24 protein-coding genes and 6 tRNA genes are annotated in these 24007 nt (G+C 72.3%); 10 read left to right on the top strand and 20 right to left on the bottom strand.

Annotation, left to right across the window (positions count from 1 at the left end; genetic code table 11):
* Positions 1–127: 127 nt before the first annotated feature.
* The 8 genes from AC07AL_RS17020 to pgsA form a co-directional block, all read right to left on the bottom strand.
* On the bottom strand, positions 128–886 hold the full coding sequence (locus AC07AL_RS17020) for a YebC/PmpR family DNA-binding transcriptional regulator (protein ID WP_363583070.1): 759 nt from the start codon (positions 884–886) through the stop codon (positions 128–130).
* Positions 887–966: 80 nt separating this feature from the next.
* Positions 967–1584, bottom strand: coding sequence for a pyridoxal 5'-phosphate synthase glutaminase subunit PdxT (pdxT, locus tag AC07AL_RS17015; protein WP_063350971.1), 618 nt, complete (start codon positions 1582–1584; stop codon positions 967–969).
* A 90-nt stretch (positions 1585–1674) separates the two neighbouring features.
* Positions 1675–2586: a pyridoxal 5'-phosphate synthase lyase subunit PdxS gene (gene pdxS / locus AC07AL_RS17010; protein ID WP_063346811.1), complete on the bottom strand. Its 912-nt coding sequence runs from the start codon at positions 2584–2586 to the stop codon at positions 1675–1677.
* A gap of 128 nt (positions 2587–2714) precedes the next feature.
* Complete coding sequence (locus AC07AL_RS17005) at positions 2715–3215, bottom strand: hypothetical protein (protein WP_063350972.1); 501 nt, start codon at positions 3213–3215, stop codon at positions 2715–2717.
* Positions 3216–3289: 74 nt separating this feature from the next.
* Positions 3290–3655 (bottom strand): 5-carboxymethyl-2-hydroxymuconate Delta-isomerase, encoded by a 366-nt coding sequence (locus tag AC07AL_RS17000; protein WP_363583066.1) that lies wholly within the window; start codon positions 3653–3655, stop codon positions 3290–3292.
* Between the two features lie 84 nt (positions 3656–3739).
* Positions 3740–4924, bottom strand: a complete 1185-nt coding sequence (locus AC07AL_RS16995) for a glycosyltransferase family 4 protein (RefSeq protein WP_363583064.1) — start codon at positions 4922–4924, stop codon at positions 3740–3742.
* Between the two features lie 40 nt (positions 4925–4964).
* On the bottom strand, positions 4965–5951 hold the full coding sequence (locus tag AC07AL_RS16990) for a phosphatidylinositol mannoside acyltransferase (RefSeq protein ID WP_363627469.1): 987 nt from the start codon (positions 5949–5951) through the stop codon (positions 4965–4967).
* Between the two features lie 16 nt (positions 5952–5967).
* Positions 5968–6615, bottom strand: a complete 648-nt coding sequence (gene pgsA, locus AC07AL_RS16985) for a phosphatidylinositol phosphate synthase (RefSeq protein ID WP_363583060.1) — start codon at positions 6613–6615, stop codon at positions 5968–5970.
* Between the two features lie 255 nt (positions 6616–6870).
* On the opposite strand from pgsA, the gene AC07AL_RS16980 reads away from it, so the two are divergent.
* Positions 6871–8919 (top strand): elongation factor G-like protein EF-G2, encoded by a 2049-nt coding sequence (locus tag AC07AL_RS16980; protein ID WP_478317732.1) that lies wholly within the window; start codon positions 6871–6873, stop codon positions 8917–8919.
* Here the strand turns inward: AC07AL_RS16980 and AC07AL_RS16975 are convergent.
* On the bottom strand, positions 8907–9332 hold the full coding sequence (locus tag AC07AL_RS16975) for a thiol-disulfide oxidoreductase DCC family protein (RefSeq protein WP_363583056.1): 426 nt from the start codon (positions 9330–9332) through the stop codon (positions 8907–8909). The genes AC07AL_RS16980 and AC07AL_RS16975 overlap by 13 nt on opposite strands.
* Positions 9333–9538: 206 nt before the next feature.
* Between AC07AL_RS16975 and AC07AL_RS16970 the strand changes: the two genes are divergently transcribed.
* Positions 9539–11179 (top strand): hypothetical protein, encoded by a 1641-nt coding sequence (locus AC07AL_RS16970; protein ID WP_363583054.1) that lies wholly within the window; start codon positions 9539–9541, stop codon positions 11177–11179.
* A 69-nt stretch (positions 11180–11248) separates the two neighbouring features.
* Here AC07AL_RS16970 and AC07AL_RS16965 read toward each other — a convergent pair whose 3' ends face one another.
* From AC07AL_RS16965 to AC07AL_RS16950, 4 genes are all read right to left on the bottom strand, one after another.
* Positions 11249–11809, bottom strand: a complete 561-nt coding sequence (locus AC07AL_RS16965) for an HIT family protein (RefSeq protein WP_371516227.1) — start codon at positions 11807–11809, stop codon at positions 11249–11251.
* Between the two features lie 78 nt (positions 11810–11887).
* A complete protein-coding gene (thrS, locus tag AC07AL_RS16960) occupies positions 11888–13867 on the bottom strand; it encodes a threonine--tRNA ligase (RefSeq protein WP_363583050.1) in 1980 nt (659 codons plus the stop codon).
* 87 nt (positions 13868–13954) lie between these two features.
* A complete protein-coding gene (locus tag AC07AL_RS16955) occupies positions 13955–15154 on the bottom strand; it encodes a hypothetical protein (RefSeq protein ID WP_363627465.1) in 1200 nt (399 codons plus the stop codon).
* A 44-nt stretch (positions 15155–15198) separates the two neighbouring features.
* Positions 15199–15753: a DUF4365 domain-containing protein gene (locus tag AC07AL_RS16950; protein WP_363583046.1), complete on the bottom strand. Its 555-nt coding sequence runs from the start codon at positions 15751–15753 to the stop codon at positions 15199–15201.
* Positions 15754–15904: 151 nt separating this feature from the next.
* Between AC07AL_RS16950 and AC07AL_RS16945 the strand changes: the two genes are divergently transcribed.
* The gene (locus AC07AL_RS16945) at positions 15905–16672 is read left to right on the top strand and encodes an exonuclease domain-containing protein (protein ID WP_363583044.1); all 768 of its coding nucleotides are present in this window, start codon (positions 15905–15907) and stop codon (positions 16670–16672) included.
* Positions 16673–16750: 78 nt separating this feature from the next.
* On the opposite strand, the gene AC07AL_RS16940 is transcribed toward AC07AL_RS16945, so the two are convergent.
* The 3 genes from AC07AL_RS16940 to AC07AL_RS16930 all read right to left on the bottom strand — a co-directional run bounded on the left by AC07AL_RS16940 (position 16751) and on the right by AC07AL_RS16930 (position 17620).
* A tRNA-Val gene (locus AC07AL_RS16940) sits at positions 16751–16822 on the bottom strand.
* Positions 16823–17032: 210 nt separating this feature from the next.
* Positions 17033–17104, bottom strand: a tRNA-Val gene (locus tag AC07AL_RS16935).
* Between the two features lie 78 nt (positions 17105–17182).
* Positions 17183–17620, bottom strand: a complete 438-nt coding sequence (locus AC07AL_RS16930; RefSeq protein ID WP_363583042.1) for a TIGR02611 family protein — start codon at positions 17618–17620, stop codon at positions 17183–17185.
* A 195-nt stretch (positions 17621–17815) separates the two neighbouring features.
* Between AC07AL_RS16930 and AC07AL_RS16925 the strand changes: the two genes are divergently transcribed.
* Positions 17816–18229: an SsgA family sporulation/cell division regulator gene (locus tag AC07AL_RS16925; protein ID WP_030056266.1), complete on the top strand. Its 414-nt coding sequence runs from the start codon at positions 17816–17818 to the stop codon at positions 18227–18229.
* A gap of 404 nt (positions 18230–18633) precedes the next feature.
* Positions 18634–19203: a CGNR zinc finger domain-containing protein gene (locus AC07AL_RS16920; protein ID WP_063346822.1), complete on the top strand. Its 570-nt coding sequence runs from the start codon at positions 18634–18636 to the stop codon at positions 19201–19203.
* A gap of 56 nt (positions 19204–19259) precedes the next feature.
* Here AC07AL_RS16920 and AC07AL_RS16915 read toward each other — a convergent pair whose 3' ends face one another.
* The gene (locus AC07AL_RS16915; RefSeq protein ID WP_363583040.1) at positions 19260–19724 is read right to left on the bottom strand and encodes a hypothetical protein; all 465 of its coding nucleotides are present in this window, start codon (positions 19722–19724) and stop codon (positions 19260–19262) included.
* A gap of 110 nt (positions 19725–19834) precedes the next feature.
* Between AC07AL_RS16915 and AC07AL_RS16910 the strand changes: the two genes are divergently transcribed.
* Entirely contained in the window at positions 19835–20335 is a 501-nt protein-coding gene (locus tag AC07AL_RS16910) for a DsbA family protein (protein ID WP_350877900.1), read from the top strand.
* Between the two features lie 12 nt (positions 20336–20347).
* On the opposite strand, the gene AC07AL_RS16905 is transcribed toward AC07AL_RS16910, so the two are convergent.
* The 3 genes from AC07AL_RS16905 to AC07AL_RS16895 are packed head-to-tail and all read right to left on the bottom strand — an operon-like array spanning position 20348 to position 23176.
* Complete coding sequence (locus tag AC07AL_RS16905) at positions 20348–21190, bottom strand: GNAT family N-acetyltransferase (protein ID WP_478317731.1); 843 nt, start codon at positions 21188–21190, stop codon at positions 20348–20350.
* Positions 21191–21245: 55 nt separating this feature from the next.
* Positions 21246–22076, bottom strand: coding sequence for an aminotransferase class IV (locus tag AC07AL_RS16900; protein ID WP_478317730.1), 831 nt, complete (start codon positions 22074–22076; stop codon positions 21246–21248).
* Positions 22077–22114: 38 nt separating this feature from the next.
* Positions 22115–23176 (bottom strand): chorismate-binding protein, encoded by a 1062-nt coding sequence (locus AC07AL_RS16895; RefSeq protein WP_363627463.1) that lies wholly within the window; start codon positions 23174–23176, stop codon positions 22115–22117.
* A gap of 321 nt (positions 23177–23497) precedes the next feature.
* Here AC07AL_RS16895 and AC07AL_RS16890 point away from each other — a divergent pair.
* From AC07AL_RS16890 to AC07AL_RS16875, 4 genes are all read left to right on the top strand, one after another.
* Positions 23498–23570 (top strand) — tRNA-Gly (locus tag AC07AL_RS16890).
* Positions 23571–23610: 40 nt separating this feature from the next.
* A tRNA-Cys gene (locus AC07AL_RS16885) sits at positions 23611–23681 on the top strand.
* A 38-nt stretch (positions 23682–23719) separates the two neighbouring features.
* Positions 23720–23791, top strand: a tRNA-Val gene (locus tag AC07AL_RS16880).
* 41 nt (positions 23792–23832) lie between these two features.
* A tRNA-Val gene (locus AC07AL_RS16875) sits at positions 23833–23904 on the top strand.
* The last annotated feature ends 103 nt before the right edge of the window (positions 23905–24007 follow it).

Below are 24007 nucleotides of genomic sequence, written 5' to 3'. Positions count from 1 at the left end.
CCCATAACCAACCCCCCCCCCCACACCCCCCCCCCCCCCCCCCCTACTCCCCCCCCCCCCCCCCCCCCCCCCCCAAACACCCCCCCCCCCCCCCCCACCCCCCCCCCGGGCCGGGGAGTGAGAACGATCACTCGGCGTCGAGCTGCGCACCGACCTCGTCGGAGATGTCGAAGTTGGCGAAGACGTTCTGCACGTCGTCGCTGTCCTCCAGCACGTCGATCAGCTTGAGGATCTTGCGGGCGCCGTCGACGTCCAGCTCGACCTGCATGCTCGGGAGGAAGTTGGCCTCGGCCGAGTCGTAGTCGACGCCGGCGTCCACCAGCGCGGTGCGCACGGCGACCATCTTGGCGGCCTCGGAGACGATCTCGAACGAGTCGCCGAGGTCGTTGATCTCCTCGGGCTCCTGGTCGAGGACGACCTCGAAGAGCTTGTCCTCGTCCACGCCGTCAGCCTTGGGGACGATCACGACGCCCTTGCGGGTGAACAGGTACGACACCGAGCCCGGGTCGGCCATCGAGCCGCCGTTGCGGGTCATCGCGACGCGCACGTCGGAGGCGGCGCGGTTGCGGTTGTCGGTGAGGCACTCGATCAGGACGGCGACGCCGTTCGGGCCGTAGCCCTCGTACATGATGGTCTGGTAGTCGGCGCCGCCGGCCTCCAGACCGCCACCGCGCTTGACGGCGCGGTTGATGTTGTCGATCGGGACCGAGCTCTTCTTCGCCTTCTGGATGGCGTCGTAGAGGGTCGGGTTGCCGGCCGGGTCGGGACCGCCGGTGCGCGCCGCCACCTCGATGTTCTTGATCATCTTGGCGAAGAGCTTGCCGCGCTTGGCGTCGATCACGGCCTTCTTGTGCTTGGTGGTAGCCCACTTAGAGTGGCCGGACATTCGCCAGCTCCTTTACGTCGCCAAAGGGAAATGAAACAGATGAGATCTTACCGGTGTCGTCACCGGAAAGGCGCACACGGTCAGCGCCGCCCCAGGTGCTCCTCGACCATCGCGACGAAGTAGGCGTGCACGCGGTGGTCGCCGGTGAGCTCCGGGTGGAAGGAGGTCGCCAGCAGGTTGCCCTGGCGCACGGCCACGATCCGGCTCTCCGGACCGTCCGCGGCGGGCAGCTCGGCCAGCACCTCGACACCCGCGCCGACGCCCTCGACCCAGGGGGCCCGGATGAAGACGCCGTGCACCGGCGCGTCGCCCAGGCCCTCGAAGGCGACACCGGACTCGAAGGACTCGTTCTGGCGGCCGAAGGCGTTGCGGCGCACGGTCATGTCGATGCCGCCGACGGTCTCCTGGTCGTCCCGGCCGTCCAGGATCTTGTCGGCCAGCATGATCATTCCCGCGCAGGTGCCGTACACCGGCATCCCGGCGGCGACCCGCTCGCGCAGCGGGTCCATCACGCCGAACAGCAGCGCCAGCTTGGACATGGTGGTGGACTCCCCGCCGGGGATCACCAGCGCGTCGACCTCGGCCAGCTCCTCGGCACGGCGCACCGGGCGGGCGAGCGCGTCGGCCTCGGCCAGCGCGACCAGGTGCTCGCGGACGTCACCCTGGAGGGCGAGGACGCCGATGACTGGAGTGCTCACGGTCTTCAACCTCGTTAGATCGTTCTACGGATGTACGTGACGCGGCCCGCCGCGCGCCGAGGCGCTGCGACGGGCCGGCACAGGGGGCGACTACCAGCCGCGGTTGGCGTAGCGCTCGGTCTCCGGCAGGGTGTCGCAGTTGATGCCGACCATGGCCTCGCCGAGGTTGCGGGAGGCGTCCGCGATGATCTTCGGGTCGTCGAAGAAGGTGGTGGCCTTCACGATGGCGGCGGCGCGCTTGGCCGGGTCGCCCGACTTGAAGATGCCCGAACCGACGAAGACGCCCTCGGCGCCGAGCTGGCGCATCAGCGCGGCGTCGGCCGGGGTGGCCACGCCACCGGCGGAGAACAGCACGACCGGCAGCTTGCCGAGCTCGGCGACCTCCTTGACGAGCTCGTACGGGGCGCGCAGCTCCTTGGCGGCGGCGTACAGCTCGTTGTTGTCGAAGCCGCGCAGCTTGGCGATCTCGTTCTTGATCTGGCGCAGGTGGCGGACGGCCTCGACGACGTTGCCGGTGCCGGCCTCGCCCTTCGAGCGGATCATGGCCGCGCCCTCGGCGATGCGGCGCAGGGCCTCGCCCAGGTTGGTGGCGCCACAGACGAAGGGGGTGGTGAAGGCCCACTTGTCGGAGTGGTTGACCTCGTCGGCCGGGGTCAGCACCTCGGACTCGTCGATGTAGTCGACGCCGAGCGACTGGAGGACCTGGGCCTCGACGAAGTGACCGATCCGCGACTTGGCCATCACCGGGATGGAGACCGCCTCGATGATCTCCTCGATCATGTTCGGGTCGGACATCCGGGCCACGCCGCCGTCCTTGCGGATGTCGGCCGGAACCCGCTCCAGCGCCATGACGGCCACCGCGCCGGCGTCCTCGGCGATCTTGGCCTGCTCGGCGTTGACCACGTCCATGATCACACCGCCCTTGAGCTGCTCGGCCATGCCGCGCTTCACCCGGGCGGTACCGATCTGCGGCTGGTCTGCGGTGGTGGGGGTGGTGGACACGTGAGACCTCACTCGAAGATGAACCAGTGCTATCGCCCTATGGTAGGCGGAACGGGTGACGCAACCATGCGCCACCAAGTCCAGCCCGGACGACGGGATGCGACAAACGGGCCGTATCCGAGCACAGCCTAGGCGGGTGCCCCTTCGGGCGTGAGCGCGGGCGGCGGGGCATCGTCCATCTCGAACGCCAGCGGGAACGGGGCCTTCCCCGCCAGCCGGAAGTACCGCACCAGACGGTGCTCGCGCACCGCCCGGGCCGCCCGCACCGCGTCGTTGTGGAACCGGCGCGCCATCGGCGCCCGGCGCACCGCCGCCGTCAGGTCGCGCACCGCGTCCTCCCCGCCCGGCTCCGCCACCAGCGCCGCCACCTGCTCCGGCTCGGCGAAGACCGCCCGCAGCGCCAGGCTCAGCTGGCTCTCCGCCACCTCACGCTGGTCGTCCTCGGCCTGCCGGGCCGCGTGCGCCGCGTCCAGCAGCAGCAGCGAGGCCGCCGGGTCCAGCAGCGAGGACGTGGCCAGCTCCATCGCCACCGAGGCCCGACGGACCAGCTGCGCGTCCAACGCGGCCCGCGCCGCGTCGATCCTGGCGTGCAGCCGGTCCAACCGACCGGCCGTCCAACTCAGGTACATGCCGAAGAGCACCACGGCCACGCCGGCCCAGATCCAGGTAGTCACGGGGCGCAACGCTACCGGGTGTCACCGGCTCAGCCCTCCGCGCTCGCGCTCCGGTAGGACCCGCGGTCGATGTCGGAGACGTTCACCGCGGTGTGCAGCCGGGTGCCCGGCGCCGGCGCGACGTGCTCCGCCAGCAGCGCCAGCACGCCCTCGCTGAGCGCCGCCTTCGCCTCCGGCGTACGGCCCGGGAAGATCTGGAACTCGACGTACACCTGCGCGGCGGCCCCCTCGCCCTCCCCCACCACGAAGTCGTCGTTCTGCCGGAACAGCGTCTTGCACGCCTCCGGCTTCGCGTCGATCGTCCCCACCGCGAGCCGGTTGATCGCCACGCCCAGCGCCCGGCGGTCGAAGGAGCCAGCCAGGCTCGGCGAGTAGTCGACGGAGATCTGCGGCATCGGTGCCCCCATGCGTCGTGCCCGAATACGGTCGACCGACCCTAACGCCGCCGACACCCCGGAAAAGTCCCGGGCCCGCCGGCCTCAGTCCCGGGCCAGCCCGAACCGGCCGCGCCGGCCGCCGCGCACGTCCTCCTCGACCACCGCCGCGGCCCCCGCCGCCACCGTCTCGTACACCGCCAGGATGTCCGCGCCGACCGTCGACCAGTCGAACCGCCGCACGTACCGCGAGGCGGCCTTGCTCAGCTCCCCCAGCCGCCCCGGATCGCCCAGCAGCCGCAGCGCCGCAGCGGCCAGCGCGTCCGCGTCCTCCACCGGGAACAGCTCGCCCGCGTCCCCGCCGTCCAGCACCTGCTTGAACGCGTCCAGGTCGCTGGCCAGCACCGGGGCGCCCGCCGACATCGCCTCGACCAGGATGATCCCGAAGCTCTCGCCACCGGTGTTCGGCGCCACGTACAGGTCCACGCTGCGCAGCAGCCGGGCCTTGTCGCGGTCGCTCACCATGCCGAGGAACTCCACCTGACGGCGGACCTCCGGCGCCAGGCCGGCGACGGCCTCCTCCTCGTCCCCCTTGCCCGCCACCAGCAGCCGCACGCCCGGCCGCTCGGCCAGGATCTTCGGCAGCGCCGCCAGCAGCGTCGGCAGGCCCTTGCGCGGCTCGTTGATGCGGCCGACGAAGCCGATCGTGCCCGGCTCCCCGGCCGCCGCACCGCCGCACCAGCGCTCATCCGGCTCGGCGTCCGCGAAGAAGCCGACGTCCACGCCGTTCGGGATCACCACCGCGTCGCCGCCCAGGTGCTCCACCAGCGTCCGCCGGGCGTACTCCGACACCGCGATCCGGGCCCGCATCTTCTCCAGGCCGGGCTGCAGGATCGGCGAGGCCGCGATCATCGCCCGCGAGCGCGGGTTGGAGGTGTGGAACGTCCCCACCATCGGCCCGGACGCCGACCAGGCGGCCAGCATCGACACGCTCGGCGCGGCCGGCTCGTGCACGTGCAGGATGTCGAACCGGCCCTCGTGCAACCACCGCCGCGTCCGCGCCGCCGACAGGACGCCGAAGCTCAGCCGCGCCACCGACCCGTTGTACGGCACCGCCACCGCCCGCCCGGCGCCGACCACGTACGGCGGCAGCGCCTCCTCGTCCTCGGCCGGCGACAGCACCGAGACCTCGTGGCCCAGACCGATCAGGTGCTCGGCCAGGTCCCGGATGTGGAACTGCACCCCACCGGGGACGTCCCAGTCGTACGGGCAGACGATGCCGATCTTCACGGGTTCCTCATGCTCCTTCGGGTACTCCTGCTGGCCGGGATCAGGACCCGGAGGCCTCGGCCGCCGGCTCGCCGGCCGGCTCCGGCGCGGCCGCCCGGGCCGCCTCGGAGTGCGGCGCGGCCGCCTCCTCCACCGTCTCACGGACCGGGAGGTCGGCCAGCCAGAACCGCTGCAGCATGTGCCAGTCCTCGGGGTGCTCGCGGATCGCCTCCTCCCACACCCGCGCGAGCGCCTGCGTCATCACCTGCGTCCGCTCCTTGCGGTCGCCCTCCTGCGGCACCGGCACCTCGGGGTGGATCCGCGCCCGCATCACCGGGCCGTCGTACCAGAGCGTCACCGGCAGCAGCGCCGCCCCGGTGCGCTGGCACAGCGCCGCCGGACCGGCCGGCATCCGGGTCGCCTCCCCGAAGAACGACACCTCCACGCCCGCCTCCGAGAGGTCCCGGTCCCCCACCAGGCAGACCAGCCGACCCTCGCGCAGCCGTCGCGCCAGCGTGCCGATCACGTTCGCCCCGCCCCCGGTCAACGCCAGGACCTCCATGCCCTGGCCCTCCCGGAACTCCACGAACCGGTCGAACAGCCGCTCCGGCTTCAACCGCTCCGCGACCGTGGTGAACGGGAAGCCCAGCTGCGCCACCCAGGTGCCCGCCAGGTCCCAGTTGCCCATGTGCGGCAGCGCGATCACCGCGCCCCGACCGGCCTCGATCGGCGCGCGCAGGTTCTCCAGGCCTTCCGACCGGACATCCCGGGCCACCCGCTCCCTGCTCCAGACCGGCAGCCGGAACGACTCCATCCAGTACCGCAGGTACGAACGCATCCCGGCCCGGGACAGCGCCCGCAGGCCCGCCTCGTCCAGTCCCGGACGGACCCGGCGCAGGTTCGCCTCCAACTGGAGCACCCGCTTGCCCCGCCGGCGCCAGGCGTGGTCCGCCAGCCGGTCGAACAGGCCCCGCGCCACCCGCTCCGGCAGGTGCTTCAGCACCGCCCAGCCCAGCGCGTACGCCCAGTACACCAGTCGGTCCGTCACCGCAGGACGCCCCCCATCAGCTCCCGGCCGCCGCTCGGTCGGCCTCGAACGCCTCCCGGCGCACGGTCAGCATGCGCTGGAACACCGTCACCAGACTGCCCACCGCCACCAGCCACAGCGCCACCGGCAGCAGCCACTCCACGTACGGCACCCCGAACTTGTGCAGACCCGCGACCCCGGCCGCCACCAGGCTGGCCACCAGCCGCTCGGCCCGCTCCACCAGCCCCGACACGTCGCACGGCAGCCCCTGGCTCTGCGCCCGCGCCTTGGTGTACGACACCACCAGCCCGCTCGCCAGGCAGCAGATCGCCACCGCGCACAGCAGGTTGTCGTCACCCTTGCCCGCGTACCACATCGCCAGACCACCGAAGATCGCCGCATCCGCGACCCGGTCCAGCGTGGAGTCCAGGAACGCCCCCCACCTGGTGCTCCGGCCCAGCTGGCGGGCCATGTTCCCGTCCACCAGGTCCGAGAAGATGAACAGCGTGATCGTGATGGTGCCCCAGAAGAACTCCCCGCGGGGGAAGAACACCAGCGCACCGGCCACCGAACCGGCCGTACCGATCAGCGTCACGGCGTCCGGGCTCACGCCCAGCCGGATCAGGAACGCGGCGAACGGGGTCAGAACACGTGTGAAGAAGGCACGCGCGTATTTGTTGAGCATGGCCTTCCCGACCGCTCCGATCTCCCTGGTACCCGCCTGGCGCAACACGCGCGGCAGACGGCCGGACGGATCAGCCCGTCCGGCCCACCCATCGTAGCCAGGCCGGAGGCACGCTCCGTCGCACGCACCGCCCGACGACACCCCGGCCACGTCCCACACACGGACGGTCACCGCCCACCCGTACGACACGCGCCGCCGCAGCACCCGCACCTACACTTTCGAAGGACAGCCCCGGCGCGACGGGAGGAGACCCCGATGCCCGACCGCAGCACGGCACGAGCCGCCCAGGCACCCGCCGTCACCGCCCCCCGGGACCTGCGCAACGTCGTCCTCATCGGCTCCAGCGGTGTGGGCAAGACCATGCTCGCCGAATCCCTCGCCCTCGCCGCCGGCGCCACCGGCCGGGCCGGTCGCGTCACCGACGGCACCACCGTCTCCGACCACGAGGACATCGAGCACCACCAGCAGCGCTCCGTCCAGCTCTCGCTGCTCCCGCTCGAATGGAAGGGCGTCAAGATCAACCTGATCGACCCGCCCGGCCACCCCGACTTCACCGCCGACCTGCGCGCCGCCCTGCACGCCGCCGACGCCGCCGTCTTCGTCGTCTCCGCCACCGACCCCGTCACCGCCCCCACCCGCGCACTCTGGCGCGAGTGCGCCGCCGAAGGCATCCCGCGCGCCATCGCCGTCGCCAAACTCGACCTCGCCCGCACCGGCTTCGACGACATCCTCACCGCCTGCCACGACGCCTTCGACCTGGGCCCCGACACCCTCCGCCCGCTCTTCCTGCCCGTCCTCCACGACGGCCGCCCCGACGGCAGCGTCGACCTGCTCACCGGCGACACCTACGGCCGGGCCGCCCCGCTGCCCGACACCGGGCCGGCCCACGACAGCCTCGTCGAGGCCATCTCCGGCCAGGACGACACGCTCATGGAGCGCTACCTCTCCGGCGACACCCTCGACACCGACGCCCTCGAAGCCGGCCTGCGCCGCGAAGTCCTCAGCTGCGCCCTCCACCCCGCCGTCCCCACCAGCGAGAACGGCCTCGGCGCCACCGAACTCCTCGACCTGATCGTCCACACCTTCCCCGACCCCGGCGAACGCACCCGCCCCGCCCCCGACTGCGACCCCGACGCCCCGCTCGCCGCCCAGGTCGTCCGCGTCACCGGCGACACCTACGTCGGCCGGATCAGCCTGCTGCGCCTGTACGCCGGCACCCTGCGTCCCGACACCCGCATCCACCTCGCCGGCCCCACCCACAGCGCCGACCAGAACGGCGACGAACGCGTCACCGCCCTCAGCAGCCCCTTCGGCAAGCTCCAGCGGCCCGTCCCGCACGCCGTCGCCGGCGACCTCGTCTGCATCGCCAAGCTCACCACCGCCCGCGCCGGCGACACCGTCCACGACCCCGGCCACCCCGTCGACCTCGCCGGCTGGGCCCTCCCCGAGCCCCTGCTCCCGATCGCCGTCGAAGCCCACAGCAAGGCCGACGACGACAAGCTCTCCCAGGCCCTCACCCGCCTCACCGCCGAGGACCCGGCCCTACGCCTCGAACAGAACCCCGACACCCACCAGCTCGTCCTCTGGTGCACCGGCGAGGCCCACGCCGAGGTCGTCCTCGACCGCCTGCGCACCCGGCACGGCGTCCACGTCGACACCGTCGAACCCCAGGTCGCCCTCCGCGAGACCTTCGGCACCGCCGCCGCCGGCCACGGCCGGCTCGTCAAGCAGTCCGGCGGCCACGGCCAGTACGCCATCTGCGACCTGGAGGTCGAACCCCTCCCGGCCGGCTCCGGCTTCGAGTTCCAGGAGCACGTCGTCGGCGGCGCCGTCCCCAAGCACTTCATCCCCTCCGTCGAGAAGGGCCTGCGCGCCCAGCTCGCCAAGGGCGTCGCCACCGGCCACCCGCTCGTCGACGTCCGGGTCACCCTCACCGACGGCAAGGCCCACTCCGTGGACTCCTCCGACGCGTCCTTCCAGGCCGCCGCCGCCCTCGCCCTGCGCGACGCCGCCGAACACGCCGTCATCCGGCTGCTCGAACCCGTCGCCGCCGTCGCCGTCCTGCTGCCCGACGACTACCTCGGCGCCGTACTCGGCGACCTCTCCGCCCGCCGCGGCCGCGTCCTCGGCACCGAGACCGGCGGCCCCGGCCTGACCCTGCTGCGCGCCGAGGTCCCCGAACTCGAACTCGTCCGCTACCCGGTCGACCTGCGCTCACTCACCCACGGCACCGCCGAGTTCTCCCGCGCCTACCTGCGCCACGAACCCATGCCGACCGCCCTGGCCACCCGCTACACCGACTGAGCGCCCTGCCGCCGCGGCAGCGCGCACGCCGCCGTACCCCCCGGCATCCGGTGCCGGTTGCGCGCCACCCAGCGGTACGCCAGGCCCGCCACCGGCCGCACCGGCGCCGACGCCAGCACCGCCCCCAGGTACGCCCACGCCCCGCCCGAACGCATCAGCAGCCGCGCCACCGCCTGCGCACCCCCGTACACCCGGCCCGTCGGCGTCACCCACAGCACCTCGCGCTCCGCCCGCTCCGCGGTCACCTCGCCCAGCCCGCCCGCGCGCGCGTCCAGCGCCGCCAGGTCCTCGAACTGGAACGGCACCGCGTCCCAGCCCCCCGAGGCCAGCGTCTGCCGCAGATAGCGCTCCGCCCACCGCACGCAGGACGAACAGAACGAACAGTCCCCGTCGAACACCAACACCGGATCCATCGCCCGGGCTCCCTTCCTGGCCGTCACGGCCATCCTGCACCACCCCGACGACCGCCGCCGACCGGGTATCGACCAGCCCGAAGCTGGGCATCATGCCTCTCAAGCCCAGGCGCGGCCCGATCGTGACGGCACTTCAGACGATCATGCGCGCGGCGACACCGCGGCACGATAACCTGCCGCTGACAAGGGGAGGAGGGGACGCCACCGTGACCACACTCGACATGACTCCGGGTGCGCAGATACCCCGCACCGACGCCGGGCCGCAAACCGGAGTCACCCCGGCGCTCTCCTCGGTCGCGTACCGCGACGGCAAGATCGAGGACTTCGTCGGCAAGGTCACCGCCGCGACCCACAAGAAGCCCCGGTTCAAACTCTTCGAGGCGAACCTCGGCGAGGCGTTCAGCGCCGCCGTCATCTCCCGCACCGTCGGTGCCGGGCGCAAGCCGATCGTGCCCTCGTTCGGCACCGACACCCGCCAGATCGTCGAACACTGCCTGGCCGCACAGGAGTTGCGGGCCGCGCGGGACCGCAAGCTCACCGTGGTCACCGTGCTCTTCGGCCTGCTCGCCCTGCCCGGCACCCTGATCTGGATCGGTGCGTTCTACCTGCGCATCTACCTCATGAAGGGCAAGGCCCTCCAGGACGAGCTCTACGGCGCCCTCGCGCTCCTGGCCGCAGCCGTGGTCTCCGTCCTGTTCCTCGTCAAGCCCCCCGCCCACGGCCCGCTCGGCGTCTACCTGCGCGTCGCCATGATCCCGCCCATCATCGGCGGGATCCTCGCCCGACGCATCGTGCTGCGCTCCACCAAGGAGCTCCGCGAGCGCTGGCTCGCCCTCGCCGAGGGCAGCTCCGTCGCCGCCACCGTCTCCAAGGCCGTCCCCCGCGACGACCTCGACAAGAAGGCCGTCGACCTGCGCGACAAGCTCGCCCGCATGGAGGCCGAGCAGGAGACCAACGTCCAGCACTACGCCGGTCCCAAGGGCATCCTCGGCGTCGGCAAGCGCTGGGGCGAATGGCGCCTGGTCGACGTGATGCGCCCCGCCGCGGGCCACTCCGACTTCCGCGCCTTCCACCCCTGGGACCTCGTCCGGAAGATCTCCTCGCACCTCAAGGGGCTCGCCGTCAGCGAGGTCGCCAACAGCGGGATGACCAACATCACGGTCAAGCAGTGGGCGGTCCTCGAAATCGGCGAGAACGCCGATGAGATCTCCCGCCCCGGCAACGCCGACATGGACGGCGACCGGATGCGCGACTTCGCCCTCCAGACCATCGCCGACAAGCAGACCTTCGCCGGCGGCGGCCCCCGGCACTACCTCGCCACCCAGTTCATCACCTTCGACGGCAAGCTGATCATCACCTTCACCGTCACCGTCACCCTGCTCGCCAACACCCTCACCGTCACCGTCGCCGGCTACGCGCTCGGCCCGGTCAACGGCGTCTTCTCCGACAAGCCCTCGGCCAAGGAGAAGACCGTCCAGAAGACCGGCAAGTTCTGGGAGGAGCGCACCGTCAAGCTCCCCCTGATCGACAACGACGAGGTGGTCCGCCAGGCCCTGCGCGCGCCGCTCACCCGCGCCCCCGGGCTGCTCTCCTGGCTCGGCGGCGGCCTGGGCCTGCCCGAGCCGTTCGGCTTCCGGCACGCCTGGGCGAGCCCGCCGTGGGGCAGCCGGTTCATGACCGACAACGCGCTCAACGCCTCCGTCCCGGTCCTCGGCGCCGTGCACGCCGCCACCCTGGAGTTCCTGGAGGAGCACGACCTGGACACCGACCGCTTCAAGAACCGCGCCTCGATCATCAAGTCCGAGGCCCAGGGCACCCGCCCGTACAAGGTCGACCAGTTCGAGTGACCACGGCCCGCGCACGCCGGAGGGGCCCGCCACCGACTCAGCGGTGACGGGCCCCTCCGGCGTTCCCGATCAGTCCTGCGGCCAGGCCTCGGCCAGCATCTTCCGGGTGTCCGCCAGCAGTTGCGGCAGCACCTTGGTGTGGCCGACCACCGGCATGAAGTTGGTGTCCCCGCCCCAGCGCGGCACCACGTGCTGGTGCAGGTGCGCCGCGATCCCGGCACCGGCCGCCGCGCCCTGGTTCATCCCGATGTTGAACCCGTGCGCCCCCGAGGCCGCCCGCAGCGCGGTCATCGCCCGCTTGGTGAAGTCGGCCAGCTCGGCCGTCTCCGCCTCGTCCAGGTCGGTGTAGTCCGCGACGTGCCGGTACGGGACCACCATCAAGTGGCCGCCGTTGTACGGGTACAGGTTCAGCACCGCGAACACGGCGGCGCCCCGGGCGATGACCAGCCCGTCCTCGTCGCTCAGCGCGGGGATCGAGCAGAATGGACAACCGTCGTCCGGAGCCGGACCGGTGGGCTTGTTCTCACCCTGGATGTAGGCCATCCGATGGGGGGTCCACAGGCGGCGGAAGCCGTCCGGCTCCCCGACGCCCCGCTGCAGTTCCGGCTCAGTCGTCATGCTGATCAGCATATTCGCCCAACGCTGCTTGCAAAGCCGCGCGGGGCGGACTCATCGAGAGCCCGCCCCGCGCGTGGTGGTCCGAAGGCGTCACACCTGGACGCGGTTCCTCACCGCGTCCACGATCTCGGCGACGGCGTCCGCCACCGGCACGCCGTTCTTCTGCTCGCCGTTGCGGTACCGGAAGGACACCGCGCCCGCCTCGACGTCGTCGTTGCCGGCGATCAGCATGTACGGAACCTTGCTCTTCTGAGCGTTCCTGATCTTCTTCTGCATGCGGTCGTCCGAGGTGTCCACCTCGACCCGGATCCCGTGCTTCTTCAGCCCGGCCGCGACCTCCAGCAGGTACGGCACGTGCTCGTCGGTGATCGGGATGCCGGTCACGGTGACCGGGGCCAGCCACGGCGGCATGGCGCCGGCGTAGTGCTCCAGCAGCACCGCGAAGAACCGCTCGATGCTGCCGAACAGCGCGCGGTGGATCATGACCGGCCGCTGGCGCGAGCCGTCCGCCGCCGTGTACTCGAGATCGAAACGCTCGGGGAGGTTGAAGTCGAGCTGGATCGTCGACATCTGCCAGGTCCGGCCGATCGCGTCGCGCGCCTGGACCGAGATCTTCGGGCCGTAGAAGGCCGCGCCGCCCGGGTCCGGCACCAGCGGCAGCCCCTGCTTCTCGGCCACGCTGGCGAGGACGGCGGTGGCCTCCTCCCAGGTCTCGTCCGAGCCGACGTACTTGACCGGGTCCTTGGTCGACAGCTCCAGGTAGAAGTCGGTCAGACCGTAGTCGCGCAGCAGGTTGAGCACGAAGGTCAGCGTCGAGTCGAGCTCCTCCGCCATCTGCTCGCGGGTGCAGTAGATGTGCGCGTCGTCCTGCGTGAAGCCGCGGGCGCGGGTCAGGCCGTGCACCACGCCGGACTTCTCGTACCGGTACACCGTCCCGAACTCGAAGAGGCGCAGCGGCAGTTCACGGTACGAGCGGCCGCGCGCGTCGAAGATCAGGTTGTGCATCGGGCAGTTCATCGGCTTGAGGTAGTAGTCCACGCCCTCGTCGAGCTGCATGGGCGGGTACATACCGTCCGCGTACCAGTCGAGGTGGCCGCTCTTCTCGAAGAGCTTCCCCTTGGTGGCGTGCGGGGTGTAGACGAACTCGTAGCCCTCCTCCTCGTGCCGCTTGCGCGAGTAGTCCTCCATCGCCCGGCGGATGATGCCGCCCTTGGGGTGGAAGACGGCGAGGCCGGAGCCGATCTCCTCGGGGATGGAGAAGAGGTCGAGCTCGTTGCCGAGCTTGCGGTGGTCGCGCTTCTCGGCCTCGACCAGGAAGTCGAGGTGGGCCTTGAGCTCGTCCTTGGTGGGCCAGGCGGTCCCGTAGATGCGCTGCAGCATCGGGTTCTTCTCGCTGCCGCGCCAGTAGGCGGCCGCGTTGCGCATCAGCTTGAACGCCGGGATGTACCGGGTGCTGGGCAGGTGCGGGCCGCGGCAGAGGTCGCCCCAGCACTGCTCGCCGGTCTTGGCGTCCAGGTTGTCGTAGATGGTGAGCTCGCCGGCGCCGACCTCGACGTCGGCGCCCTCGCCGGCGGTGGCGGCGGAGCCCTTGAGGCCGATCAGCTCCAGCTTGTACGGCTCGGCGGCCAGCTCCTCGCGGGCGGACTCGTCGGTGACCACGCGGCGGGAGAACTTCTGCCCGCGCTTGATGATCTCCTGCATCCGCTTCTCGATGGCCTTGAGGTCATCGGGGTGGAAGGGCTTCTCGACGTCGAAGTCGTAGTAGAAGCCGTCCTTGACCGGCGGGCCGATGCCGAGCTTGGCCTCGGGGTAGAGCTGCTGCACGGCCTGCGCCATGACGTGCGCGGTGGAGTGGCGCAGGATGTCCAGGCCGTCCTTGCTGCCGATCGCGACCGGCTCGACCTCGTCGCCGTCCTGGACGGCGTACGCGAGGTCCTTGAGCTGGCCGCCGACGCGGGCGGCGATGATCGAGCGGTCGTCGGCGAAGAGCTCGGCGGCCGTAGTGCCCGTGGTCACCACGCGCTCTTCCCGATCGGGTTCGCGGTTGATGATTACCCGGACGTCCGTCACCGGTCTCTCCTGACGTGCTGGATTCAGAGGACGCAACACTGCGCTGCGCGTGACGATGGTACCGAGCGCGTCGACCCGGCCGCGCACCTACGCCCCCTCTCCCCCTTCCCCGAGGCCTCCGTCGAGCTCTTCGCCGAGCTCTTCCCCGAGTCCCTCGCCGAGGGACTTCAGCAGCCGCTCGCGGTCGGCGTCCTCCCAGCCGCACAGTTCCAGGCCCTGCGGCCGGGTGAGCCGGCGGAAGCCGCCGCGGCTCTCCAGCCGGCCGGCGACCCGGACCGGCAGGCCCGCGAGGTGGGCCTCGGCGGCGAGCCGGTAGTCGGGGTCGGGCAGGCGGAGCTTGAGTTCGCGGACTTCGGCGCCGCCGAGGACGCGCAGCCGCACCGCGCCCGGTCCGGCCGGGTCGGCGCGCTTGAGCCGGACGACCACGCCGACGACGGTGACGGCGACGGCGGGCTCGATCCGTTCGAGCAGTTCGGCGGCCTCGGTCAGGGCGGGCAGGTCGCCGGGCGAGAAGTCGAGGACGACCCGGCGGTCCCCGAAGCCGCCCGGGGTCCCCGCGGCGGCGGACCAGGCGACGGTCAACCGGGCCGCCGTCGCGCCGCGGACCAGGTCCTCCACGGACTGGACGAGTTCCCGGCTGACTCCGGCCTGGACGGCGTTCTCGAAGGCCTCGGGCCCCCCGCTGACCCGGCGGTAGTCGACGGCGTCGCGCAGTGCCTCCAGGGCGCGGACCAGGGTGGTGACGGCGGCCCGGCCCTCGGGCGCGGGGGTGTAGGCGGTGAGGGCGGCGCCCTGCTCGACGACCAGGACGCGGTCCAGGAAGTCCCCGGCGTGCGCGTCCAGCCGGGCGCCGAAGTAGGCGGCCGTGGCCCGGCCGGCCTTGGCCCCGGCGGCGAGCATCGCGCGGGCCGCCCGCTGGAGCCGCTCGGCGTCGTCCCAGGTGGCGGCCTCGGCGGGGCCGGCCGGCTCCCGGTGCCAACGCAGTTCGTCGCCGGGGACGGCCAGTGCGAGCAGGATGGCTCGGGCGGACGGGGTGGAGGAGCGGGACAGCGCGGTGACGGCGTCGGCGAGGAGGTCGACGGCGTCGTCGAAGCCGTCCCCGGCGGGGACGAGGACGCTGGTGCCGGACTCGTCGTCGGGCGGCGTCCAGCGGCCGTAGCGGGCGGCGGGGCCGCCTCGCCGGACCCAGCCGTGCCGGGCGAGCAGGGTGGCGAGCACCGCCGGGTCGACGGCGGCGGGGTCGGGCAGGGCCTGGACCGGCTCGCCGGGTGCGTGCGGCGGTGTCATGGGTGCTGCTCCTCGCTGCCGGGGGCCGGGACCGGGGCGGGCGGTCACGGGCTGCCACCCGCGCCGACCCGGGCCATGATGTCGCAGAGCGCGCGGTCGTCGAAGACCTTGCCGGTGGGGACCCGCACGTTGGTGCGCCGCTGTCCGGTGACCGGGTGGCCGGCCAGGTTGACCCAGTAACAGCAGTGCCGCAGTTCCAGCGCGTCCGGGCGGGCGTGCAGCCAGCGGTCGACCCGCCGCGGCAGCAGCATCACGACCAGGATGCGCGGCACGGCGACCCTCGCCCGGGCGAGCTTGCGCAGGTGGTCGTTGTCGAGGGTGAAGCTGAAGAACGGCCCGGTCGGATCGGCCGCGATCTGCTGGGTGGCCTTCAGCTGGATCTTGATGGTGACCTCGTCGTCCACCTCGTGCGCCCGGGAGCCGTGGCTGACCTGCCAGTCGATCCCGTTGTCCGGGAACGGCTGGGAGAGCGAGCAGCCGGCCGCGGCGGCGACCGCGTGCAGGTAGCCGACCTGCAGCGTCTCCATGCAGGCGGTGACCGCCAGGTTTCCCCGTAGAACGGCCGCCGCCTCCTCGGGCTGCGGCTGCGTCAGTGCCATCGCCCCGTGGCCTCCCCCTGCTCCGGGCCCGTCCGGATCGGAACGGCGGGCCCACGGGCAGGATCCCCGGTCGGGCTTGCGCCAAACGGTTGAACGGGTGTCAGAACCGGGTATCAACCGGGCGCGCGGAAAGCTCGCCTGAGGGGCAGTCATGCAGCAGCACTGGTACACCGGCCCACTCGCCTCCTTCGACACCGAGACCACCGGCGTGGACGTCGAGTCCGATCGGATCGTCTCGGCCGCCCTGGTCGTCCAACTCGCCCCGGGTCGGCCGGTGCAGACCACCACCTGGCTCGCCGATCCGGGCGTCCCGATCCCGGACGGCGCCCGGGCGGTGCACGGCATCACCGACGAGCACGCCCGGACGCACGGCCGCCCGGTCGGCGCGGTGGTGGCGGAGGTCACCCGCGCGCTGGCGGACCAGGCACGGGCCGGGCGCCCGGTGGTGGTGATGAACGCGCCGTACGACCTGACGCTGCTGGACCGGGAGCTGCGCCGCCATCACGGGCTGACGCTGACCGGCGGGGTGGGCACGGCCGGGCTGGTGGTGCTGGATCCGCGGGTGCTGGACAAGCACGTGGACCGCTACCGCAAGGGCCGTCGGACGCTGACCGATCTGTGCGCGCACTACGGCGTGGAGCTGGCCGGGGCGCACGACGCGGCGGCGGACGCGACGGCGGCGCTGGCGCTGACCCGGCGGATAGGCGCCCGCTACCCGGCGGCGCTGGGCGAACTGACGGCGGCGGAGCTGCACCTGCGGCAGGCGGTCTGGCACGCGGCGCAGGCGCGGGGGCTGCAGAACTGGTTCGACCGGTCGGGGACGCCGGAGCGGGTGGACCCCTCCTGGCCGCTGCGGCCGGCCCGGTGCGGCTGCGGCCGCCGGCTGGAGCCCGAGCACGGCTGCGAGGCGGCGGCGTAGCGGCGGCCGGCAGGCGCCGGCCCCGAACGCGCCGCAGGCCCTGACCGGTTTCCTGGTCAGGGCCTGCATGCTGTCCGGTGGGCGATACTGGGATCGAACCAGTGACCCCTTCGGTGTGAACGAAGTGCTCTCCCGCTGAGCTAATCGCCCGGGCAACGAGAAGAACTGTAGCACCATTTGGCGGTCGTCGTACAACTCGTCCCTTCCGGGTACTGCTGGCGCATCCGCAGAACTCGCGCTCCACGCGGAAGATGACTGAGCCTCAGTCGCATTCCGGATGGTTCTTCGGATGGATTCCGGAAATACACGTGAGGCCCAGCCGATAATCGGCTGGGCCTCACGTATCACAATGCATTCCGGTGGGCGATACTGGGATCGAACCAGTGACCCCTTCGGTGTGAACGAAGTGCTCTCCCGCTGAGCTAATCGCCCGGGTGCAGGGAAAACATTACCGCATCCCGGAGGGTGGTCCGAACACCCTGGTCACGGCAGCCCCCGGCCCCGGGCCGCTCAGCTCTCGCCCGCCGTCCAGGGGACGGCCAGGCCGTAGCGGGTGAAGTACCAGCCGCCGATCCCGACGACCGCGGCGAGGCCGATGGCGGTGACGGTGAGGTTGCGGCGGCGCACCCGCGGGTCCAGGGCGCGGTGGGCGGCCTCGGCGACCTTGCGGCGGCTCCACCGCAGCACCAGCCGGGCCCAGTCGAACTCGGTGGCCCAGACCCCCATGCCCAGGAAGATCACCACCCAGCCGGGGCCGGGCAGCGGCAGCATGATCACGCCGAGGACGACCACGGCGAGGCCGGCCAGGAAGATCGCCACCTGCCAGGTGAGGTGCAGCGGCCGCGAGCGGCGGACGAACGCCGGGGCGCGGGAGCCGGCCGCGTCATCCGCCGTGACCGGTTCACCCGATCCCGTGTTCTTGGCCGTCTTGTCGTTTCGCACAGTCATGCCAGGAAACTAACCAAGAAGCGGCCCGGTAATGCCCGACCGGGCCACTCCGGGATGATTCCGCAATGCGCCGTAAGGGGTACGACTCGCGCCCGAATCGGGACAGAGGGGTTTACATCGGGCTTGGGGGTGGGATGGTCCGTTCGCCGACGTGCGATTCCCCGAGCGCACACTGAGCGAAAGGCCATGGCGCTTATGAACACCACGGTCAGCTGCGAGCTGCACCTGCGCCTCATCGTGTCCAGCGAGTCCTCACTGCCCGTCCCCGCGGGCCTGCGCTACGACACCGCCGACCCCTACGCCGTGCACGCCACGTTCCACACGGGCGCCGACGAGACCGTGGAGTGGGTGTTCGCCCGAGATCTCCTCGCGGAGGGGCTGCACCGACCGACCGGTACCGGCGACGTCCGGGTCTGGCCGTCCCGCAGCCACGGGCAAGGGGTGGTCTGCATCGCGCTGAGCTCTCCGGAAGGAGAAGCCCTGCTCGAAGCCCCGGCCCGGGCGCTTGAGTCATTTCTCAAGCGGACGGACGCCGCGGTGCCCCCCGGCACCGAACACCGCCACTTCGACCTCGACCGGGAGCTGTCCCACATCCTCGCCGAAAGCTGATCCCGCCCGGAGGCGGTCACGCCCCGCCATCGGCGGGGTGGTACCTCCTGCCGTCACCGCTGCCGTCCTACTCGGGGGCACGGCAGCAACTCAGCCGCGCGCGACGCGGCCTCGGGGCCGGTGGACGGCCCGATCCCACCGGATCGGGTCCGCGACACTGCAGGCGCCCGGCAACGAGGCCGGCCATCCATACGGGTGGCCGGCCTCGCTGCCGGGCGCCCTCGGCATTTCGGGGGGTCCTTCGCGGGCCCGGCCGCCCGGACGCCGTCCGCTTCACGGCACTCTGACGGAATCCGTACACGCCTTCGAAAGAACCCGCCGCCCTTCCGCCGCACGGCCCGGTATGGTCTGGGGTAACCGTGGACGCGGGGTTCCGGAGTCCCCCTGCGCGAGGAGTCCCCAACGTGCTGATCACCCATGACACCGAGTGCGCGCTGAGCATCCTCGTCGAGCTGCTCAACACCGCGCCCGAGGTGTGCGGCACCGAGCGGCTGCCGGACGTGGCCGCGCTGGACGCCTTCGTGGTCGGCCAGGAGATCAGCGAGATCGACTCGCTCACCGAGAACGACCTGCGCAAGGTGCACGAGCTGCGCACCCGGCTGCGGGAGGTGTTCGGGACGGAGTCCACCGCCGAGGCCGCCGAACTGGTCAACCGGATCGTCGCGGCCGCCGGTACGACGCCGCGGCTGACCAACCACGACCACCACGACTGGCACATCCACTACTTCGCGCCGCACGCCGCGCTCGGCGACCACCTCGCCGCCGAGCTGGGCATGGCGCTGGCCTTCATCCTGATGGCGGGCGAGCGGGAGCGGTTGCGCCGGTGCGAGGCGCCGGACTGTGCCCGGGTCTTCGTGGACCTCTCCCGCAACCGCTCCCGGCGCTACTGCGACAGCCGCACCTGCGGCAACCGGCTGCACGTCGCCGCCTACCGGGCACGGCAGCGCTCGGCGGAGGCCGTGCCCTCCGCCTGACGCCGACCCCCGCGGGGGTTCGGATGCCGCGTTCGGATGCCGCGTTCGGATGCCGCTCAGATGCCGCGCTTGCGGAGGATCTCCTCGATGTCGGAGAAGTCGCCGAGGCCGTCGTCCCGCTTGCCCGCCGCGGGTTTGCCCGTCGCCGGCTTCTTCGGCGGGGTGGCCGCCACCGCCGGGCGCTCGGGCGCGGCACCGGCGGCCGCCGGGCGGTCCGGGGCGGCGTCCACGGCGCCCCGGCGGCCCACCCAGCGCGTCGTCACCAGCAGGAGCGCGGAGAGGCCGAGCAGCACGATGCCGGTCCAGACCCGGGGGTCGAACACCAGCCTCGTCGCCCAGTCGGCGAACTCGCTGCCGATCGTCCGGGCCACCGGGAACAGGCCGGTCAGGTAGAGCCCGGCGGGCACCAGGGCCACCGCGAACCAGCGGGTCGCGGACAGGAACCGCCGCCGGTAGGCCCGCAGGCCGGCCACGGCCACCCCGCCCGCCGTGAGCGCGAAGCTGGTCGCCGCCGTCAGCACGGCAGTACTCCTTCGCTTCCGGTCGTCCTGGTCATCACTGCCTCCCTGTCGGCCTTCGCAGGGGCGCACCGTCGGCCGGAGCGGGCGCCCACTAGTGAAACACTGGGGGAATGATCGATGGTTCCCTCCCCCGGCTCGAGTTCTGGTGCGACCTCCAGTGTCCGGACTGCCGCACCGCGCTGGACGACGTACGGGCGCTGCGCGCGCGGTACGGCGACGCGCTGCCCGTCGAGGTCCGCCACTTCCCGCTGGAGAAGCACAAGCACGCCTACGCGGCCGCGGAGGCCGCCGAGGAGGCGTTCGCGCAGGGGCTGGGCTGGCCGTTCGTGGAGGCGCTGCTGGCCCGGGTCGAGGAGTTGGACGCCCGCGGGCAGCAGGTGCTGCTGGAGGTGGCCCGGGCGGTCGGGGTGGACGCCGAGGAGGTCGACACCGCGCTGATCGACGGCCGGCACATGCTCACCGTGGACGCCGACCAGGCCGAGGGCCGGGCGATCGGGGTCACCGGTACGCCGACGTACGTGATCGGCGGGCAGCGGCTGGACGGCGGGCAGAGCCAGGACGGCCTGCGGGACCGCATCGTGGCCGCCATCGAGGCGGCGGCGGCTTCCTGACGTCATGTCGGGTCACAGCGGCTTTCCGTAGATGCGGTTGGTGACCCGGTAACCGAGCGAGGCGTAGAGGCGGATCGCGACCTCGTTCCCGGCGAACACGTTGAGGCCGAGGTCGCGCACGCCGGCGGCCAGGCACTCGCGCTCGGCGAGCAGCATCAGCGTGCGGCCGTGTCCCCGGCCCCGGTGGGCCGGGGACACCTCGACGGTCATCACCCAGGCGAGCGGCCCGCCGTTCGGCAGGTCGCGCCGGTGGAAGTCCACCCAGAGCGAGCCGAGCGGCTCGGCTTCACCGTCCGCGCGCAGGCGACGCAGGGCGACGCCGGGGCTGTCGGCGCCCTGCGGGAGCTGGCGCTGGTGGTCCAGGTGGGACCTGGCGCGGGCCTGCTCCTCGCTGAGTCCGGACTCCACGAGCGAGCGGAGGTAACCCCGCGCGGCCCGGTCGAGCCAGTCCTGGAACTCCGGAGGCTCGATCCGGTCGGCGGTGATGCCGGCGGGCAGGGCGGGGGCGGTGGTCAGCCGCTTGGCCAGGTTCCGCATCCGCTCGGTGTAGCCGAGGGTGGTGGCGAGCCCCCGGGCGATCCGCGCCGTCTCGGGGATGTTGGCGTCCACCCGGGTGCAGTCCCAGTTGCGCAGCACCTCCTCCGCGGCCAGCGCGCCGAACGTGCCGCGGCCCCGACCGCGGCCTTCCCTGACCTCCAACTCCGATATCTCGCCCCAGAGTTGGCTGCCGTGCGGGATGGCGGTGGTGCGCAGCGCGCCGACCTGGCGGCCGTTGGCGCAGATCTGCCAGCGCCTGGTGCGGCCGCCGGCGTCGGTGGGTGTCTCCGGGCCCTCGGGGCGCAGCGTCGTGGTCATGTGGTGGTCCCTTCCCCGCGCCCGGGCCCCTATGCCCTGGTTGCCGCTTCGGGGATCACGGGTCGAGGTCGTCGCCGCTGCGTTCGGCGAAGACGGCCATGGCCTTGGCGGTGACGGGGCCGATGCCGGGCAGCTCGCGGTCGTCCACCCGGGTCACGGCCTGGACGTCACGGGTGGTGGAGGTGAGGAAGACCTCGTCGGCGTCCCGGAGGGCGCTGAGCGGCAGGTCGGTCTCCTCGGCACCGCACCAGTCGACGACCAGCTGACGGGTGATGCCGGCCAGGCAGCCGGAGCCGAGGGTGGGGGTGAGCAGGCGACCGCCGAGGACGACGAAGACGTTGGAGCCGGTGCCCTCGCAGAGCAGGCCGGCGGTGTTGGCGAGCAGGGCCTCCGAGGCGCCGGCGCGGTGGGCGGCGGCCAGGGCGACGACGTTCTCGGCGTACGAGGTGGTCTTTAGGCCTGCGACGGCGCTGTACTCGTTGCGGCGCCACGGGACGACGGCGGCGGCGGTCTCGTCGGGGCGGCGGTTGATCGCGCCGAGGGCGACGACGAGGGTGGGGCCTGCGGTGCCGCGCTCGGAGCCGAGCGGTGAGGTGCCGCCGGTGTAGGTGACGCGCAGGCGGCCGAGCGGGGCCGGGTTGGCGGCGAGGACCTGGACGCAGGCCTCGCGGACCAGGTCGTGGTCCGGGTCGGGCAGGCCGAGGCCGCGGGCGGAGCGGGTGAGCCGGTCGAGGTGCCGGGTGACCGCGAAGGCCCGGCCGTCGGTGGCCTTCATGGTCTCGAACACCCCGTCGCCGGTGGTGAGTCCGTGGTCGAGGACCGAGACGGCGGCGGCGGCGGAGTCGACGAGCGCCCCGTTGACCCAGCTCGTGGTCGGGTTCTGCATCGAGGGCTGCTCCTAGGACGAGGTGGGGGCGGGGCGGTTCATGCGCCCGTCGGGTCGATATCGCTGCCCGACGCTATCGCGACCAGGCGGGCGGCCTTCAGTTCGGTTTCCGCCCACTCGCGGTCGGGGTCGGAGCCCCAGGTGATGCCGGCGCCGGTGCCGAAGCGCAGCACGGGCGCCTCGGGGTCGGTCCGGTCGAGCCAGAAGGTGCGGATGCCGACGGCGAGTTCGCCCTCGCCTCGGTCGGCGTCGACCCAGCCGACGGCGCCGCAGTACGGGCCGCGCGGGGCGGTCTCCAGGGCGTCGATGATCCGCAGGGCGCTGGACTTGGGGGCGCCGGTGACGGAGCCGGGCGGGAAGGTGGCGGCGAGCAGCTCGGGCCAGCCGGCGCCCTCGCGCAGGGTGCCCTCGACGGTGGACACCAGGTGGACCAGGCCGGGGTGCTTCTCGACGGCGCACAGGTCGGGGACGGTGACGCTGCCGGTCGCGCAGACCTGCCCGAGGTCGTTGCGGACCAGGTCCACGATCATCACGTTCTCGGCGTGGTCCTTGTCGAGGAGGTCGTCCTCGGTGCGGCCGGTGCCCTTGATCGGGCCGGAGGAGACGGTGCGGCCGGCGCGGCGCAGGTACAGCTCGGGCGAGGCGGTGGCGATCTCGACACCGTGCGCGGGCAGGCGGATGGTGCCGGCGTAGGGGGCGGGGTTGCCGTGGGCGAGGAGGCCGGTGAGGGCGTCGACGTCGCTGCGGGCCGGGTCGGGCAGCGGTGCGGACAGCACGCGGCAGAGGTTCGCCTGGTAGACCTCGCCGGCGGCTATGTGTTCACGGATGCGGCGTACGCCCGCGGTGTAGGCGGAGCGGTCCAGGGAGCTGTGCCAGTCGCCGGCCCCCGGTCCGCGCCAGCCGGCGCCCGAGGGCGGCGCGGGGGCGGGGCGGACGTCGTCGAAGCGGGCGCAGGTCAGCCGGCCCTCGAAGTCGTAGGCGACGGCCCAGTAGCCGGTGGAGTCCAGGGCGGCCGGGTCCGAGGTGACGTCGCGCAGCCCGGTGGCCAGGCGGCCGCCGAAGCGGGCGAGCGGGGTGCTGGGTTCGGTGGGGCCGGACACGGTTCTCCTGCGCGGTGGTGCTGGGCGGCGGTGCCTGAAGTGTAGGTCCGGGGTGCGGGCCCGGCGCGGGGGTGTGACGCAGGGGCGTGAGCAGCGCCCGGCGTCGCGCGGGTGTGCGCCGGGTGGCCTGCGGATGATCGTCCGGAAGCGCCGCAGGTGGCGGCCGGTGGCCGGGCCGAGGGGTCCGCGGGGAGGCGCTCGGTGGGCATCCCATCGGCACGCTGCGGGAACGGATTTTTAGCTGGCCCGGGAATCCGCTAGAGTTCAACACGTCGCCAGGGAGCGCAGCCGAAGAAAAGCGGTGAAGGTCCCGGGAGACAGGCGGACGTGGCTCAGTTGGTAGAGCATCACCTTGCCAAGGTGAGGGTCGCGAGTTCGAATCTCGTCGTCCGCTCGATGGAGAACAGTGTAAGATCGTTCTTCGTGTGTTGCCTGGTGGAGTGGCCGAGAGGCGAGGCAACGGCCTGCAAAGCCGTGTACACGGGTTCAAATCCCGTCTCCACCTCCGAGAGGTTCGACCGGTTCCGACCGGAAGACCTCCCCGCGCGATTAGCTCAGCGGGAGAGCACTACCTTGACACGGTAGGGGTCACTGGTTCAATCCCAGTATCGCGCACGTCGGATCCTTCGGGGTCTGCTGCAGGACCGCCACACCAGGCGCGATTAGCTCAGCGGGAGAGCACTACCTTGACACGGTAGGGGTCACTGGTTCAATCCCAGTATCGCGCACGTCGGGCCCTTCGGGGTCTGCTGCAGGACCGCCACACCAGGCGCGATTAGCTCAGCGGGAGAGCACTACCTTGACACGGTAGGGGTCACTGGTTCAATCCCA

This window comes from Kitasatospora sp. NPDC043949, from assembly GCF_056435365.1.
This window is presented reverse-complemented; position numbering and strand designations above follow the sequence as displayed.